Below are 16,801 nucleotides of genomic sequence, written 5' to 3'. Positions count from 1 at the left end.
CGCAGCCCATTCCGAACCATCCCCGCACCGAGCCACCTGGAGTTTTCCGATGTCCGACAAGCTCACCGAAACCGAGGCCCCCACCAACCAAGACGCGACGGCTCCCGAGGCGGTTGCCGAGAGCGTCGAGGTCAAACCCGCCGATCCTCCCGAGGGCGCAACTCCGGAGCCGCCGGCGGCCAGCGACCAAGCGCCAGAGGCCGAGGCAGCCGAGGCGCCCACGGTGGCGGAAAGCCCGAGCGAGGAGACGGTTTCGGTGAATGCCGAGAGCCCAACCGACGAACCGGCACCGACCGTCGAGGCCGTCGCCGAAGAGCCGGCCCAGACTGCCGAAGCGGTCGCCGAAGAACCGGCCCAGGCCGCCGAAGGCGAGCCGGCCGAAGGCGCACCCGCGCCGGTGGCCGAGGCAGCGGCCGAAGCCGAGCCGGTAGCCGAAGCCGAGTCCGCGCCGGTGGCCGAAGCGACGACTGAAGCCGCAGCGGCGGAGCCGGCGGCCGAAGCGGCGAAGCAGGAAGGAACCGCTCCGGCAGCGGACGGCGCGGCGGCCGAAGCCGCCGCCGAAGAGGAGAGCGAAGAGGAGCCGCCGGAAGTCGCCGCCCTGCGCATCGCCAAGGACACCAAGACGCCGGTCAAGGGTCGCGTCATCGGATGGAATCGTGGCGGCTTCCATATCGCCCTCGAGGGTTTCACCGCCTTCTGCCCCAACTCGGAGATGGAGCCCGGGCGTCCCAAGGACCCGACCACCTACATCGACAAAGAGTTCTCCTTCCGCGTGATCAAAGTGCAGAAGCGCGGCCGGCGGGTGGTGCTGTCGCGCGCCGAGCTGGCCCGTGAAGAGCGCGCCAAGCAGGCCGCCGAAACCCTCGCCAAGCTCGAGCCCGGCGCGGTACTGAGCGGCCGCGTGTCCTCGATCACCGACTTCGGTGCCTTCGTCGACCTCGGCGGCGTCGAGGGCTTGGTGCACGTTTCGGAGATCTCCCGCAGCCGCGTCGGTCACGCCAAGGAGGCGGTGCAGCTCGGCAAGGAGGTGCAGGTCAAGGTGCTCAAGGTCGAGCAGGGCGGCAAGCGCATCTCCCTCTCGATGAAGGCCCTCGAGCCCAATCCTTGGGACGGCGTGGCGGAACGCCATCAGCGTGGCTCCGAGTTCACCGGCAAGGTGGTGCGCAAGACCGAGTTCGGTCTCTTCGTCGAGCTCGAGCCGGACATCGATGGCCTGGTCCACCTGTCGCGCTTGCCCCACGGCACCGAGATGGGTGACCCGAGCCTGGAGATCGGCCAGGAGGTCAAGGGCTGGATCCAGGAGGTCGATGCCAAGCGCCAGCGCATCTCCCTTTCGCTGCGCGAGATCCCGAAGGACGATCCCTGGCACGGCGTCGACGAGAAGCTGCCCGAAGGCGAGCTCCTCCAGGGAACCGTGGAGAGCGTCGCCCCGTTCGGCATCTTCATCAACCTGGCGCCGGGTCTCACCGGACTGCTGCCTAACTCGGAAACCGGACTGCCCCGTGGCGCCAACATCAGCCGTGCCTACTCGCCGGGCCAGAAGGTGCAGGTCCAGGTGGTCTCGATCGATCGTCGCCGCAAGCGCATTTCCCTCGCCCGCGAGGGCTCCAAGGTCGAAGGCTCGCGCGCCGACTACCAGGCCTACATGAAGAGCCAGAAGGCATCCGAGGCGAAGGGCATGAGCGCCATGGAGGCGGCCTTCGCCAAGCTCAAGGACAAGGGCTGAGTCGACCATGAGCGAGGTCGTCGCGGGGGCGGTCGGGCATCATCGCCCTGCCGGCGCCCGGCGACGACCCTCCGCGAGGTGAAGCCACGCCCTTCCCGGGCCGCCGATCCGCCATGGAGAAGACCTCCCCTCCCTCGCAGCTCTGGTGTGGACTGTTCGGCGGCCTGGCGGCCGCCGGCCTGGTCGGCGCGCTGACCCTGCGGCGCAATCCACACATTCATCAACAGACGGCGGAGGCTGTCATCCTGGTGGGGTACTTCCTCCTCGCCGGGCTCTTCGCCGGGCTGCTCGCCGGCCTCGCCGGACGCTTGATGGCGGCAGTCGGCCGGGGCCGGCCCTTCTCCACCGCCGCCGCGGGTGGTCTGGTGGCCTTCGCCGCTCCTCTCTACTGCTTGCTCCTACCGGACGTCGGCATCGCCCAGAGCCTGCTGTCGGACTTCCTGTTTTCGGCCTCGCGTCTGCGCCAGCTTCTGTTCGTGGCGATCTTGTGCGGTGCCTGCGCTCTGCTGGGCCTCGTCGTGCACCGCATCCTCGGCCTGTTGCAGAGCCGCCGACTCGCTCCCGTGGTGCTCGCCCTGCCCCTGTTGGCCTTCGGCGACGCCGTTTTGATGGCCGGAGAGGCGCCACCCGCGCCCCAGACGCAATCTTCGGCGATCTCGCTGCAGGCTCCGACGGAGCCTCCGCCGACGCCGGTGATCTTGCTCTGCATCGACGGCGCCGATCTCGACGATGTGCTGCTGCCGGCGGTCGCCGCCGGTGAGCTTCCGGCCTTCGGAAAGCTCCTCGAGGAGTCCACCTGGGGCCCCTTGGAGACCCTCGAACCGACCCTCTCGGCGGTGGTCTGGACGACCTTGATCACCGGCAAGGAACCGGCCGATCACGGCATTCGCAGCTTCATATCGTTCCGCCTGCCCGGGCTGCGTCCCAGTATCGAGGAGTTCCCGATCCACACCGGGCTGAACTACAAAGTCTTCCCCTGGCTCGAGAAACTGCCGACCATGCCGCCGCTGCAGATTCCCTACAGCAGCAACATGCGGCGTGCCGAGGCCCTGTGGAGCATCGTCGACCGCTTCTACCCGGTGGGCGCTTACCAGTGGCTGATCACCTGGCCGGCGGAGCCGGTCAACGGCTTCAACGTCGCCGGCGGTCTCGGCTGGATCCAGTTGGCGGGAGAGTTCCGCGAGCAGATCGGCCAAGATCTCGCCCGCCGTTCGACCCACCCACCGGAGCTCGCCGACGAGGTGCGGCGCGCCCGGCGACGGCGACAGCGGCAGGTCACCGAGGACGACCGTCGAGCCTTTCTGCCGGCCGGCGCCCTGCGCCCCGGTGACGCGCGCCTCGCCGCCATCGAAGGCCTCCTCGCCGATCCGACGGTCGACGTCCTGCCGGACCTGATGGCGCGCTTTACGCCACGGCTGACGGTGGCCTCCTTTTACCCGGTAGACCCGCTGCACCACTTCTTCGCCGCCAACCGCGGCGACGAGGGGCCCTTCGGCGAGGTCGTCGATGCCGGCTACCGCCTCACCGATCAGCGCCTCGGAGAGCTGATGGCGCAGGTCGGCGACGAGGTCCACTGGATCGTGCTTTCGGACCACGGCTGGGACTTCGAGCGCAACCACCACACCTGGGCACCGGCGGGCATGTTCTTCGCCCGCGGTCCGGCCTTCGAGGCCGGCCGGCGAATCGACGGCATGTCGGTCTATGACATCGCGCCGCTGGTGCTCCACTTGCTCCGCCTGCCGCAGCCGCAGGACATGCCGGGAGCGCGCCGAGGCGCCTTCCTCGAAGCCACCTCGGCCGACTATCGGCGGCAGTTCCCGCGCACCGCCTGGGGTGAAGTCGCCACCTACGAGCGCGGCCGCGGCGGCGACAGCACGCCAGTGCCTTCACCGCGCGACGAAGAGCTGCGCGAGACCATGCGCAGCCTGGGCTACATCCAGTAGGTCCCCGGCCAGCGCTCAGGGGCTAGGCGGCCTGGGCCAGGATCTGGCGCAGCACCCGAATGTTGTCGCGATGGCCGGTGAGGCGAGCCGTCACCTTGCCACGAATCGGATAGCCCAGCAGATAGAGGTCGCCGATAATGTCGAGCACCTTGTGGCGGGCGAACTCGTCCGGGAAGCGCAGCTCGGTGTTGATCACCTGGTCGTCCCCCACCAGGATGAAGTTGTCGAGGCGACCGCCGGAGCCCAGGCCGAGCTCGTTCATCATCTTGAGGTCGCGCATGAAGCCGAAGGTGCGGGCCGGCGCGATCTCCTCCCGATAGCCCGCCGGGCTGCCGAGCTCGAACTCGCAGAGCTGCTCGCCGAGGGGCGGTGGGTAGCGCAAGAAGTAGGACACGGCAAAGCCATCGTAGGGCTCGAGGAGCAGCGACTTGTCGCCCTCGCCGACCTGGAAGGGACGATCGACCACCAGCTCCCGCCGCGGCGCCGGCTGGTCGACGACGCCGACCTCATCGAGGGTCTTGCAGAACTCGACGGCCGAACCATCGAGGACCGGAATCTCGCCGTGCACCTTGATCAGGAGATTGGTCACCCCGTAAGCATGCAGGGCCGACAACAGGTGCTCGACGGTGCGAATGTTCTCGCCGTCCCGCGACAGGGTGGTGGCGTAGTCCGTATCCGCCACCATGCCGACGTGGCAGGGAATCTGGGTCCCCGTCGGCAGGGTCACGAAGTGAATCCCGCTGTTCGGCGGCAGCGGCTGGATCGCCATCCCGGTGCGACTTCCCGAGTGCAGACCGAGGCCGTAGAGCACCGTCGCCTTGCTCAAGGTGCGCTGTGGGCGCGGCGACTCGCGCAGCAGCGAAAGGGGCGGCGCCGGTTCGTAGTCGCGTTCCCCTTCCTGACGGCTGGGCAGCGGCTCCAAGGACGTCAAGCGGCGCCCGAGGGCGCCGGCGACGGCCTCGAGGGTACGGTTGTAGGACAGCGGCTTCTCGAGGTAATCGATCGCCCCCATCTTGATCGCCTTGACGGCGGTGGTCGCCGTGCCGTGGCCGGACATCATGATCACCGCTGCCGAGGGATCTTCGTCGCGCAGTGCCTGGAGGGTCTCGAGACCGTCGCGGTCCGGCAGCCAGATGTCGAGGAAGACGACGTCCGGACGGCGCCCCTGATAAAGGCTGAGGGCCTCGCTGCCACTGCCGGTGGCAACGGTTTCGTAGCCCTCGTCTTCGAGGATGCCAGAAAGGGCCGTGCGGATGCCCGGCTCATCGTCGACGATCAAAACCAAGTGACTCATGTGCTTTCCTTGTGAAGGGGCGGCGCGGAACCCAGCCTCGGCCGTCTTGGCGGCGACCCGATTCGCGCCTCCGGCTGGCAGTATAGGGGAGGATGGCCGCGACGAGAACTGTTCAAGGAAACACGACATGACGACGCTCCCGATACTCCCCTGCCAGCCTTCGTCCGCAGCAACGGCCGATCCGGAACCATCATGAGACGCCCAGCGGCCGACGATGGCGGCCGAGCCCGCGAAATCCTCACCGTCGGTCATCCGCTGCTCCATCGCCGGGCCGCTCCAGTGGCGGCGGACGACCCCGAGCTGGCGGGCGAAATCGCCGACCTCGCGGCCACTCTCACCGAGTTTCGCCGGCAGCACGGCTTCGGCCGCGGCCTGGCCGCGCCCCAGGTCGGCATCTCGAAGCGCCTGATCGTGCTCGACCTCGAGGCCGGCCCGTTGCCCTTGATCAACCCAGAGATCACCTGGCGCAGCACCGAGACATTCAGCCTGTGGGACGACTGCCTGTCGGTACCGGACCGCATCGCCCGCGTCCGCCGACACCGCAGCATTTCCCTGCACTACGACGACGCGGCCCGCCGACGACGCCACTGGCGCCACCTTCCGGCCGACCTCGCCGAGCTCCTGCAGCACGAGATCGACCACCTCGACGGCATCCTGATGATCGATCGCATCGCCGGGCCCGAAGATCTCGCGCCGCTGACAGAGCGCGCCCGCTATATCGGACCCCAGCGCCGCCAGCCCCGCATCACGGCGCCGGGCATCCGGCAGGCCACGGAGCTGGTCGATCCGGTCTTCGCCGACTCGCCCCAGTGGCAGTGCGAGGCCCTCGGGGAGGAACTCGGCGTCCGCCTGACCTTCAAGGTGGAAACCCTCAACCCGATCCGCTGCTTCAAGGGCCGTGGCGCCAGCGTCCTGGTGACGCACCACAAGGCCGACCAGGGCCGACGTCCGCTGGCCGCCGCCAGCGCCGGTAACTGGGGGCAGGCCCTCGCCTACTGCGGTCGCCGGGCCGAGATTCCGATCACCGTCTGGGCCGCCGAGACGGCCAACCCTCTCAAGGTCGAGCGCATGCGCCAGCTCGGCGCCGAAGTGCGGATCGCCGGCCGCGACTTCGATGCCGCCAAGGAAGAAGGTCGCCGCCTCGCCGCCGCCGAGGGCATGCGGTTCGTCGAGGATGGCCTCGAGCCGGAAGTCACCGCCGGTCACGGCTCGATGGCGATCGAGCTGTTCTCCTGGGCCGATGCGATGGACGATCCCCTCGACGCCCTGTTCGTTCCCCTCGGCAACGGCGCCATGCTGGCCGGCCTCGCCTGCTGGAGCAAGGCGGTTTCACCGTCGACCCGGGTGGTCGGCGTCGCCGCCGCCGGAGCACCCGCCATGCACGACTCCTGGCATCTTCCCGCCGGCAGCCCGCTGGTGGAGAGCGCCCGGGTCGAGACCATCGCCGACGGCCTCGGGGTGCGGGTTCCGATTCCCGAAGCGGTCGCCGACCTGCGCGACATCGTCGACGACGTGGTGCTGGTCGACGACCGCGAGATCGCCCGCGCCATGGCCCAGATCCACCGTCATGCCGGCCTGGTGACGGAACCTGCCGGCGCCGCCGGCCTCGCCGCCATCGCCGCCGCCCCCAGCCTCGCCGGCGAACACGTCGCCACGGTGATCTGTGGCAGCAATCTCGATCCCGCCCAGCGCCCTCTGCTGGCCGACAACGACGAGACCCCGCCCAAGCGGTGACTCCCGGCGCGGACGCCGGTCTGGTAGAAGGTAGGACCCTGTTCCCGAACCTCTTCGCCGAAGGAGACAGCCGTGCTTCGAGTGATCGTCTTCGTCCTTTGCCTGTTCACCGCTCTCACCACCGTCCCGGTGGAGCTCATCGCGACTCCGGCGCCGGCGACCGCTGCCGAACCTCAGGAGGAGAGCCTGGAGCTGATCTCCGGTAACCCGTTCGAACGCATGACCTGGGAGAACTTCGCCGAGCAGTGCCACCGCGAGATCCGGGAGGCGCTGCCGGACCTGCTGCTGGCGACCCTGCTGATGCTGGTCTTCTACGTCATCTATCAGGTGGTGTCGCGCATTCTCTGCGGCATCCTGCGGCGCACCCAGGCGGACCCGGCGCTCCAGGGCATCGTCGGCCGGCTGACCAAGTACGCCATCCTCGGGATCGGGTTGGTGATGGCGGCGGGCCAGATCGGGCTCAACATCGGCTCCCTGCTGGCCGGCCTCGGCGTTGCCGGTCTGGCCGTCGGCCTCGCCGCCCAGGAAACCTTGAGTAACCTGATGGCGGGCATCACGATTCTGTGGGACCGGCCCTTTCGCTCCGGCGATCGCGTCACCATCGCCGACACCTACGGCGAGGTGCTCGAGATCGGCCTACGCTCGACGCGCCTGCGCACGGTGCAGAACCGCGACGCTATCTTCCCCAACCGCGACGTGATCAATCAGAAGATCATCAATCACACCCTGTCGCCGGAGCTGCGCCTCGACATTCCCATCGGCATCGCCTACAAGGAGGACACGCGGCGAGCCCGAGAGGTTCTGCTGGCGGCGCTCGAAGACTTTCCCCGGCGCCACCAGCGCCGTCCTCCGGAGATTGCCGTCGTCGGCCTCGGCGATTCCGCCGTCGACCTCGAGCTGCGCCTCTGGCTGAGCGATCCCCACCTCGAGCGCCGGGCCGAGATCGAGCTCGTCGAGCTGGCCAAGATCGCCCTCGACGAGGCCGGCATCGAGATCCCCTTCCCGCAGCGCACTCTGCACCTCGGCGACGACGGCGTGAGGGATTTGCTGAAGGCGTCTTAGCAGGCTGCTGAAAAAGTCCGCTTCGCGACTTTTCCAGCGCTGCTAGCTGTTCTTTCCGAGAGGGGCTACGCGCCCTGACTGCGCGTCCCGGGCTGAGCGCCCCTGACTGCGCGTCCCGCTCCGGCCCAAGAAGCGCGGTTCTTGGGCCTCCTCTCCCGTCGCGGCGGCTGAGCCGCCGCCGAGCCCGTCTGGGCTCGGTCGCAGGTTGCCGATGAGTTTTTCAGCAACCTGCTAGCCCGAGAGCTTCTCCCAGTCCGAATCGGGGGCGTCGAGGGCGATGGCGAGGCCACCGTCGGAGCCGATGTAGAGCGGGTCCTTGACCACCTTGACCTTGCCGCCGCCGATCTCCGCCAGCTCGCGCTCGATGCGCTTGTCGAGGCCGCGGATCAGGGACGTCCCGCCGGCCAGGATGATGTTGCGCCGCACCCGTTCCTGGTACTCCGGTTCGACCCGCGTCAGCAGATCGACCATGGTCTCGATCATCGGCGGCAGCAGCGACTCGCAGGCCATCTGCATCGGCTCGGTGATGTCGACCTCCGTCGGCTTGCCGTGCACCGGCATGGTCACCACCACCGGCTCCGGTGCCGGCCCGACGAAGCTGTGCCGCTCCTTCCAGCCGCGCACCATGTGGATGGAGAACTTGGCTTCCGGGTAGCGCTGGGCGATCTGCAGCTCGAGCTGCTGGTCGAGCCAATCGCCGGCGGTGGTCAGGGTGCGCTGGTCCTCCTCCGTCGGCAGTCGCCCCTTCATGACGCAGAAATCGGCGGTGCCGGCACCGACATCGATGATCATGCTGTGCAGCAGGGCTTCGAGGCCGTAGGCGACGGCGAAGGGCTCGGAAACGATCATCAAGCCATCGACCAGATCGGCCAACGCCTTGCGCAGGTTCTGCTTGTTGACCCGCAGAGCTTCCGCCGGCACTCCCACCACCGCTCGCACCTTGCCGTTGTCGGCTTCACCACGGGCGAGACTGAGAAGATGCCGCAGCAGCTCCCGGACGGCCTCGTCGTCGCGCTGCGAGCCCTCCTTGATCAACCCCTCCTCGAGGGGCCGGTAGAGGTCCAGCATGGAGCGGTTGTCGAGGGCGTCGCGACCGATCAGGACCTCCTGCTTGAGGACCTTGCGGGCCACCATGTCGACCGGCCAGCCGACATAGCTTTCCACCACGTGGCGTTCGCCGTTGGATCCGGAGACGGAGCTGCGGGAGGTCCCCAGGTCGATTCCCACCCTCAGCACGTCATCGCTTTTCGTCATCAGCTCATCCTCTTCAGTTCCGGATTCTCGAGGGCGTCCGAGTAGGCTCGGATGCCCGCGAACACCGCTTCCGCCAGGAACTCTCGGTACAGGGGTTTGGCGAGCAGATCGGCTTCCTGCTCGTTGGAAAGACAAGACACTTCGGCCAGCACCGCCGGCATGTCGGTGTTCATCAAGACGATGAACGGCGCCGTCTTGACGCCACGATCGACCACCGACGGGTTGATCTTGCGCTGGGAGCGCAGCAGCGAGGTCTGAATCGCCTCCGCCAGGGCGCGCGACTCCTGCTGTCGCACCCCCACGAAGATGCCCTCGAGGAGGTCCCGCATATCGGTCAGGGAATATCCCGAACCGCGGTTCTCGCGCGCCGCGAACTGGTTCAGGATGGGATCGTCGGTGGAGCCGAGGTAGTAGGTCTCGACCCCGCGGACGGCCTGATTGGCGATCCAGTTGACGTGGATCGACACGAACAGGTCGGCCTTCGCGCCATTGGCGATCCGGGAACGGTCCTGCAGGGCGACGTCGACGTCGCTGTCGCGGGTCATCACCACCTCGAAGGAGTCGGCTTCCAGCAGGCGCCGCAGCCGGAGACCGATGTCGAGGGTGATGTCTTTCTCGTTGACGCCGGCCGGGGTGCGCGTTCCCGGACTCGGGCCGCCGTGCCCCGGGTCGATCACGACTCGCCGCACGGCGAGCGGGAAGACTGCCGAGTCCACCGGCCGGGGAGCGCTGGTCAGGCTCTCGGCGATCGGCGCCGGCGCCGCCTCCGCCCCAGCGCCGGCCTCGCTGCCGCCCTCGGGAGTCGCGGGCGAGCGATCGGCGCGAGCCGCCACCGGCACCACCGTCGGTGGCGACGACAGGACCCAGTAGGAGGGCAAGGCGAGCCCGGCGGGAACCAGCGCCGCAACCGCCCAGCGCAAGGCGACCCGCAGATAGCGCCGACCGCGGCGCACCTTCCAAGGCATGGAGCCGCGCATCAACTCGACGTTCTGAGCCACCAGCTCACTCAGAACCCGACGCTTGATGCGCTTGGCGCTCGCCATCGCTTTTCGCCCGGGGTCGGACTAGGGTCCCTGGAACCGCAGGCGCAGGCGATCGCCGCGGACGTCGACGTCCGCCAGCTCGACGCTCGCCGCGGTGAGATCGACCACCACATGGAGCTCGTCCGGATCGGTCTCGACGTGATGGCCGGTCCGCACCCGCGCCACCGCTGCCGAGCCGACCTCGACGGAACCACCGGCAAAGGGCTCGACGATGCCACGGATCTTGACCACTTCGCGCGGGTTGGCGCCGCCGAGATGGAAGCTCTGCACCGCCGACGACGAAAAGGCCCCATCGCCCTGCACGACGACGATGGTGGCTCCGCCGTCCCGCTCCCAGCGAATGTCCTCGACTCGCCGCACCGGCGGCAGATTGGCGGCCGGAGCCGGCGCGGCGATCGACGGCGCAGCAGGTGCCGGGGCGGAGGCGGCCGAAGAATCCCCCGCCGGCGCTCCATCGGCGACCTCGCCGGCGCCGGCCGGCTCCCCCACAGCCGCAGTCGGCTCGCCGGCCGAGGCTTCATCGGCCGACTCCGTCGCAGCTCCCTCGTCTGTCGAGGTGAGAGATTCATCGCTCGTTTCGGCAGCGACTGCCGCCTCCTGACCCACCGCCGGCGGTGCGCTGGCAACCACGTCGTCACCGCTGGGGCCGCGACCAAAGAAAAACCAAAAGGCCAACGCCACCACCGCCAAGGCCCCGAGGATCCAAAGCCAGGGCTGGCGATAAAACGGCACATTGGCGGCCGACGCGCTCCCACCGTAGTTCCTGGCGAAGGAAGCGTCCGAGGACTCGCCGTCCCAGCTTTCGGGGGTCGATTGCACGGCCGGCTCGTCGGCAACCATCGGGCTGACCGGCGGGGCGCTCGCCGGCGGCTCCGAGAAGTCGAAGGTCGCCGGGGCCGGCTCCGGGACTGCCGGAGATGCCTCGAAGGCAGGCATCACGGGGCTGTCCAGATCGCTCGCCTCGTCGATCGCCGGCAGCACCTCGCCGAAGGAGGCCGAAGGCTCCGCCTCAACCGGCGGCACAGAGACCGGAGTCTCAGCCAACTCCGGGGCCACCGACGGCGACTCCGGCAACGGCGGCACGGCTTCGATCGGTGGCGCGGCACCGGCGTCGAGCTCTTCCGGCGGCGCCGGCGGCGGCGAGAAGTCGAAGACCGGCCGGTCTTCCGACTCCGGCCCTTCGTTGAGCGCTCCAAAGGAGGCTCCGGAGGCGGCCAGCGAGAGGCCTGCCTGAGAATCGTCGGTGGGCGGCTGCGACGGCGGTCGGGGCGCCTCGAGGCCGCCGAATGACGGCGTTTCCGGTGGCTTCGGCATCTGGCGGTCGACGGCCTCCTCGATGGCGGCGTTCAAAGTCTCCGGGCTGACCTCGTCGAGCGCCTCCGGTAGGCTCTCGATGGGCGCCATCGGCACCGCCTCGCGCTGCCGCTCGGCGGCGCTGTCGGCGGCCGGATCACTTTCCCGCACATAGCGGTCGACCACTTGGAAGATGAGCTCTCGGCTACCCGGCGTGAGCTCGAGGAAGCGCAGGCCGAGGCCGCGTGGGTACTCCGGACCCTCCGGCTGCTCGCGCACCCACAGCACCCGGCCGCGACCTTCGATCGCCCGGCCGTCGGGGGTGAGACGAAACTCCACCGAGAAGGAAGTTCCCACCGGTCGAGGCTCTTCGGTCGCGATGAACATGCCGCCGAGGGAGATGTTGGAGGCGTGGGCAGCGACCCGCGAGCCGTCCTCGAAGGTCAGATGGACCTCGCCATCGAAGGGCACACGTCGAAAAATTCGAGGGGGAAATCTTCCGGCCAAAATCCGTTTCCGATGGCAGTTTGAGGTGCTGGAACGCGATCCGCTACGAGTCGGACATCATAATACATCGCCCCCATTCGCAGGCCCTTTCATGCGCTCGTCGAAGCGCGCTGTGAGGGCATCGAAGTAGGCGCGCTCGCGCCACAGGAGAAAAACCAGGCGGTCGACCAAGGACGCCGTGAGGACTTCCTCTTCGGCAAGGGGGACAGCCTCCTCCGCCTCGTCCCGCGGCCGTCGCCGCAACGCCCGACGCAGCAAGACCGCCCCCCGACGCAGCAGTCTTCGGCTGCCGGCGTAGGCCCGCCGGATCGCTTGCCGCACCGGCTGTGGATCGAGATCGTTCATCGTCTGCTCGACGACGGAGCGCACCCGCCGCAGCCCATCGAGATCGCCGGCGAGAGCCCCGAGCTGCCCTGCCCGAGCGATCAGCACACCCTCCTGGAGGACCTCCGACGATCGGTTGACGCTGTCGTGGAGGGTGAGTAGAAAGAGGAATTTGCGCAGCAGCTTGCGAAAGACATAGCCGATGAGCTTGAACACCGGCCACAGGAAGAGCCAGCGCAGACAGCCGCTGTCGAGACGGAACTCGGTCCCGGTCAAGACGCTCAGGCGATCGCCGTTCACCACCGCGCCGGACTCCCCCAGAAGATCGCGCACCATCCGCCGGCGGACCACCCGCAGGGCCCAGTCGTCGACCCCCGGCAAAGGAATCCAAGGGCACATGCCGGCCAGCACGCCGAACAGGGCGATACGGCGGAAGCCGGCCGGTGCTGCGGCCATCGGAACCTGCGAGTGTGGAGGTACCGGCGCCATGGGCGCGATTCTATGGTCGATCAGAGGATCGACGAGCACCGCCCCGAAATCCCCACCGTCGAGGCGCCAGCGCTTCCGCGGAATGACGCGCCCACAGCTCCGCGAGGCGGCATCGGCTCGGGAGATGGGTTAGATTCGAGTCCGGTCTCTCGAATCTCCGCCGCGCCCGACAGAGATAGAGGCGCGGGATCGAAGCGATGCCCTACCGCCGCCCCATCTCCGGACTCTACGCCTTCGGCATTCTGGCCTTCGTGCTGGCCGCCCTGTCGGTGCTCGACATGTATCTGCCGCGGCCCTATGACGGCGTCATTCTCGACACCGACTCGCCGGGCGGCATCCGCGTCCGCCGAGTCGAGACCGGCTCCGGCGCCGAGATCGCCGGCATTCGGCCCGGAGATCTCATCCTGGGCATGGATCGCTCGCTCCTCAACTCGCCCGAGCAAGCCGCCGAAACCCTCAATCGCTACCGCATCGGAGAGTTCGTTTCCTATCTCGTCAAGCGGCCCCGCGGCCTGGACGGCGATCTCTCCTTCCGCCTGCCGGATCCCGCCCTCGACCGCCCCTTCGAAGTCGAGGTCGAGCTCGGGCGGCGGCAGATCGGCACCACCGGCTATCTCTTCGCCTGCCTCCTCGGCGGCGGCTTCTTCGCGATCGGCTTCTTCGTTCTCAAGCAGCAACCGGCGCTGCGCGTCAGCCAGGTGTTCTTCGTCCTCTGCACCCTCTTTCTGCTGATCCTGGTGTGCCGCCTGAGACCCGCGTCCTACTCCGAGATCGACAACCTGGTGCTGAGCACCGGGACCGCCGCCCTGGTCCTCCTGCCGGCGAGCTTTCTCCACCTCTTTCTGATCTTTCCGCGTCCCATCTGGGACGGCCGTTGGGGCCCGCGCCTGGCGGCCCTGGGCGGACGCTGGAGCTGGCCCCTGCTGCTCAGCTCCCTCTACCTCTTGCCGGTGGCGGTCTTGGCCGGATCCCTCTGGTGGACTCGCCAGCCGGGCGCCGCGCCGCGATTGATCAGCGGCGCTCCGGCCGCCAACTGGTGGCTGGTGGCGGCCTTCGTGCCGATCGGCCTCGGCGTCCTGGCGGCCAACGCCACCCGCCTGCCGTCCCGCCGCGAGCGCCGCGGTGCCGGCTGGGTCCTGTTCGGCTCCCTCGCCGGTCTCGGCCCGTTCCTGCTCGCCGCCGTGGTGGTGCCGAGCTTCCTCGAGACCGAGCGCTTCCTCAACTGGGGCCTGGTTCCGTTGGCGTTGATCCCCTTGACCTTCTCTTACGCCATCATCCGCTTCCAGCTGATGAATGTGCGGGTGATTCTGCGCAAGAGCCTTCTGTACACCCTGACAACGGCTCTCGTCACCGGCCTCTACGCCCTCGGCATCGCCTCCTTCAATGCTGTCTTCCGCGGCACCGAGCTTGCCGCCTCGCCCTACTTTCCGCTGGTCTTCGCTCTCGCCATCGTGCTGCTCTTCGAGCCGCTGCGGCGCTCCGTGCAGGTTCCCGTCGACCGCTTCTTCTTCGCCGACCGCACCCGCCTGCAGCGCACCCTCGTCGAGATGGGGGCGGCCTACGCCGACCGCGTCGACCCGGCGGTGGTGGTCCACGATCTGGTGCGCCGCCTGCCCGATCTCCTCGGCTTGCGCTTTTCGGCGCTCTATCTCTTCGAGGACGACGACCTGGTGCGGGCCGACGGTCCAGCCGAGCTCCCGGACCGTTTCCCGCTGCCGGCACTGCTCTATCGCCATCTCCGCGGCCACCGCGTGCTGGCCCGCATGCACGACCTCGCCTCGGTGCGCCGCCAGGATGCTGCCGCCGCGCAACTGCTTGACGACCTCGCCCTGGCCGGCGTCGAAGGCATCGGAGCTCTCGCCACCTCGCGCCGCCGGGTCGGTCTCGTCCTGCTCTCCGGCCCCAACGGCCAGACGCCCCTCGAGGAAGAGGACTGGACCCTCTTGCGCGGGCTGCTCAATCAGGCGGCCATCGCCCTCGAAACCAGCATCTTGCTCGAGGAGCGCGCCCGCCAGGCGGAGATCGAGCGCGACCTCGAGATCGCCTCCGCCATCCAGCGCTCGCTGTTGCCCGATGCGGTGACCCTCGACGCCAGCTGGCAAGTGGCGGCGGCCTGTCATCCGGCGCGCCACATCGGTGGCGACTTCTACGCCGTCATTCCGGGCCCGGCACCGGCCGGCAAAGCGGTGATCTACGGCGACGTCTCCGGCAAGTCCGTTCCCGGCGCCCTGATGATGATGGCCGCCAAAGAGGTCCTGCATTCCCTGGCCCTCGCCAATCACGATCCCAACGACCTCTTCGACCTCGCCAACGCCCGCCTCTACGAGCTCGGCCAACGCAGCTTCGTCTCTCTCGGCTACCTCACCCCATGCCGCGACGGGCACGGCCTGCGCTACCTTCTCGCCGGCCAGCCGCAGCCCCTCAAGCGAGCCCTCGGCGGCGAGATCGAAACCCTGCCCTTGGCGGACCATCGTCTGCCCCTGGGAGCTCTGCGTAGCAAGGGCTACCGCAGCCTCGAGGTGGGCCTGCAACCCGGCGAGATTCTGCTCGTATATTCGGACGGAGTCCTCGACGCCCGCGCCCCGGACGGTGAATTCTTCGGCGTGCAGCGACTCGCCGAGGTGCTCGCCGCCTCGGCGGCCGAGCCGGAAGCGGTGGTGGCCAGCGTGCTGGCGGCTCTCGCCGACTTCACCCGCGGCGAAGAGCCGTACGATGATCTGACCGTCCTCGCCCTCGGCCGCTCGAGGGAGGAGACGACGAGGACCCGACCGACATGAAGAAGCTCGCCCTACCGCTGATCGTCCTGCTCTGCGCCGCCGTCGCCATCGCCGTCACGGCGCGCGACCCGGCGCCGGCCTGGTCGACCGTCTCCGAGGAGGCGATGGCCGCCTTCGAAGCCGGGCTTCAGGCGCAGATGAAGCTCTACACCGCCGAGTCGAATGAGCACTTCCGCCGCGCCGTCGAGATCGACCCGGACTTTGTCGGCGCCAAGCTCGCCTGGTGGTGGAACGTCCGCGGCAGCGAAACGGCGAAGAAGCTCAAGCAGGAGATCGAGGCCGTCGACCTCACCACCCTGACGCCGCGGGAAGTCGTTCTGGTGCGCTATCGCCTGGCCGAGGACCAGAAGGACCAGGAGACTGCGGACCGGGTGCTCGCCGAATACCTCGAGCGCTACCCGGACGACCCCTTCGTGTTCAAGATCGAGTGCCAAAAACGCTGGGATCAGCAGCGCTTCCTGGAGGCCGAAGAGTGCTATCGGCGCCTCATCGCCGACGATCCCAACTGGGTGATGGCGCAAAATCTCCTCGGCTATCTGGCGATGTCGCGGGGCGACTTCCGAGCCGCCGAAGAGCAGTTCACGATCTACCGCTACCTGGCCCCGGATCAGGCCAATCCCCACGACTCGATGGGCGAGCTCCTAGCCCTCACCGGCCGTTTCGACGAGGCGGCGGAGAACTTCCGCCGCGCCATCGAGGTACGCCAGGACTTCTGCCCCGCCTGGGGTCACCTGGTGGAGAGCTACCTCCTCGCCGGCTCCCACGACGAGGCCCGCCGGGCGATCGAAGCCGGCCTCGACAGCGAGTACTGCCGGCAGTTCTACCGCGATATCAACCCGCAGTGCTTCGTCGACCTCGACGAGCGCTTCGCCCTCGCCGACTGGAAGGCCGTCTGGCAGCTCGCGGACGATCCCGCCTGCCCGGACCTGCCGCGTTTCTCGCCGGTGCCCTTCTTCCGCGCCGCCCTCGCCCTCGACCGGCGCGAAGACGCCAAAGAGCTACGCGAAATGATCGCCGGCTACAAGTCGGACCCCGGCGAGCCCTCCGACCTGATCCCCTTCCTGGAGGCCATCGAGCTCGACTTCGATGGCGATCCCGCCGCCGCCGAGCCTCTCCTCGCCGCCATCGACGACCGCCTGCACTACTGGTCCCTGCAGTCCGGCACCTTCAAGGTGGCGGTCAAGATCCAGCACGCCAAGGTGCTCCGCCAACTCGGCAGAGAGGACGAGGCGAATGCCCGGCTGGCGGAAGCGCGACGAGTCAACCCGGTCCTGACGGAGCGCTGGAACGGCGTCTTCGGCGGCCAGCCCCAGGACACCGCCCGCGCCCGCTGACGCCGCGAGCGACCGGCAGCG

The 16,801-nt window shown here is 68.6% G+C and carries 11 protein-coding genes; 6 read left to right on the top strand and 5 right to left on the bottom strand.

What is annotated here, in order from left to right; translation table 11 throughout:
• The first annotated feature begins 49 nt into the window (after positions 1-49).
• Positions 50-1,726 (top strand): S1 RNA-binding domain-containing protein, encoded by a 1,677-nt coding sequence (locus tag AAF604_08945; protein ID MEM7049774.1) that lies wholly within the window; start codon positions 50-52, stop codon positions 1,724-1,726.
• 113 nt (positions 1,727-1,839) lie between these two features.
• Positions 1,840-3,669 (top strand): alkaline phosphatase family protein, encoded by a 1,830-nt coding sequence (locus tag AAF604_08940; GenBank protein MEM7049773.1) that lies wholly within the window; start codon positions 1,840-1,842, stop codon positions 3,667-3,669.
• 22 nt (positions 3,670-3,691) lie between these two features.
• Here the strand turns inward: AAF604_08940 and lpxC are convergent, their stop codons facing one another.
• Positions 3,692-4,963 carry a UDP-3-O-acyl-N-acetylglucosamine deacetylase gene (lpxC, locus tag AAF604_08935; GenBank protein MEM7049772.1) on the bottom strand — a complete coding sequence of 424 codons (1,272 nt, stop codon included), beginning with the start codon at positions 4,961-4,963 and terminating at the stop codon, positions 3,692-3,694.
• Between the two features lie 192 nt (positions 4,964-5,155).
• On the opposite strand from lpxC, the gene AAF604_08930 reads away from it, so the two are divergent.
• Complete coding sequence (locus AAF604_08930; protein ID MEM7049771.1) at positions 5,156-6,697, top strand: pyridoxal-phosphate dependent enzyme; 1,542 nt, start codon at positions 5,156-5,158, stop codon at positions 6,695-6,697.
• 72 nt (positions 6,698-6,769) lie between these two features.
• Positions 6,770-7,759 (top strand): mechanosensitive ion channel family protein, encoded by a 990-nt coding sequence (locus tag AAF604_08925; protein MEM7049770.1) that lies wholly within the window; start codon positions 6,770-6,772, stop codon positions 7,757-7,759.
• A 231-nt stretch (positions 7,760-7,990) separates the two neighbouring features.
• Here AAF604_08925 and AAF604_08920 read toward each other — a convergent pair whose 3' ends face one another.
• From AAF604_08920 to AAF604_08905, 4 genes are all read right to left on the bottom strand, one after another.
• Positions 7,991-9,013, bottom strand: a complete 1,023-nt coding sequence (locus AAF604_08920) for a rod shape-determining protein (GenBank protein ID MEM7049769.1) — start codon at positions 9,011-9,013, stop codon at positions 7,991-7,993.
• Positions 9,013-10,056, bottom strand: a complete 1,044-nt coding sequence (locus AAF604_08915; protein ID MEM7049768.1) for an N-acetylmuramoyl-L-alanine amidase — start codon at positions 10,054-10,056, stop codon at positions 9,013-9,015. The genes AAF604_08920 and AAF604_08915 overlap by 1 nt, the downstream gene beginning before the upstream one ends.
• A 21-nt stretch (positions 10,057-10,077) precedes the next feature.
• A complete protein-coding gene (locus AAF604_08910) occupies positions 10,078-11,820 on the bottom strand; it encodes a PilZ domain-containing protein (GenBank protein MEM7049767.1) in 1,743 nt (580 codons plus the stop codon).
• Between the two features lie 93 nt (positions 11,821-11,913).
• On the bottom strand, positions 11,914-12,636 hold the full coding sequence (locus tag AAF604_08905; GenBank protein MEM7049766.1) for a hypothetical protein: 723 nt from the start codon (positions 12,634-12,636) through the stop codon (positions 11,914-11,916).
• A gap of 230 nt (positions 12,637-12,866) precedes the next feature.
• On the opposite strand from AAF604_08905, the gene AAF604_08900 reads away from it, so the two are divergent.
• On the top strand, positions 12,867-15,446 hold the full coding sequence (locus AAF604_08900) for a SpoIIE family protein phosphatase (protein ID MEM7049765.1): 2,580 nt from the start codon (positions 12,867-12,869) through the stop codon (positions 15,444-15,446).
• Positions 15,443-16,780: a tetratricopeptide repeat protein gene (locus tag AAF604_08895; protein ID MEM7049764.1), complete on the top strand. Its 1,338-nt coding sequence runs from the start codon at positions 15,443-15,445 to the stop codon at positions 16,778-16,780. The genes AAF604_08900 and AAF604_08895 overlap by 4 nt, the downstream gene beginning before the upstream one ends.
• Positions 16,781-16,801 lie beyond the last annotated feature (21 nt).

It is taken from the genome of Acidobacteriota bacterium (genome assembly GCA_039028635.1).
GTDB lineage: Bacteria > Acidobacteriota > Thermoanaerobaculia > Multivoradales > JBCCEF01 > JBCCEF01.
This window is presented reverse-complemented; position numbering and strand designations above follow the sequence as displayed.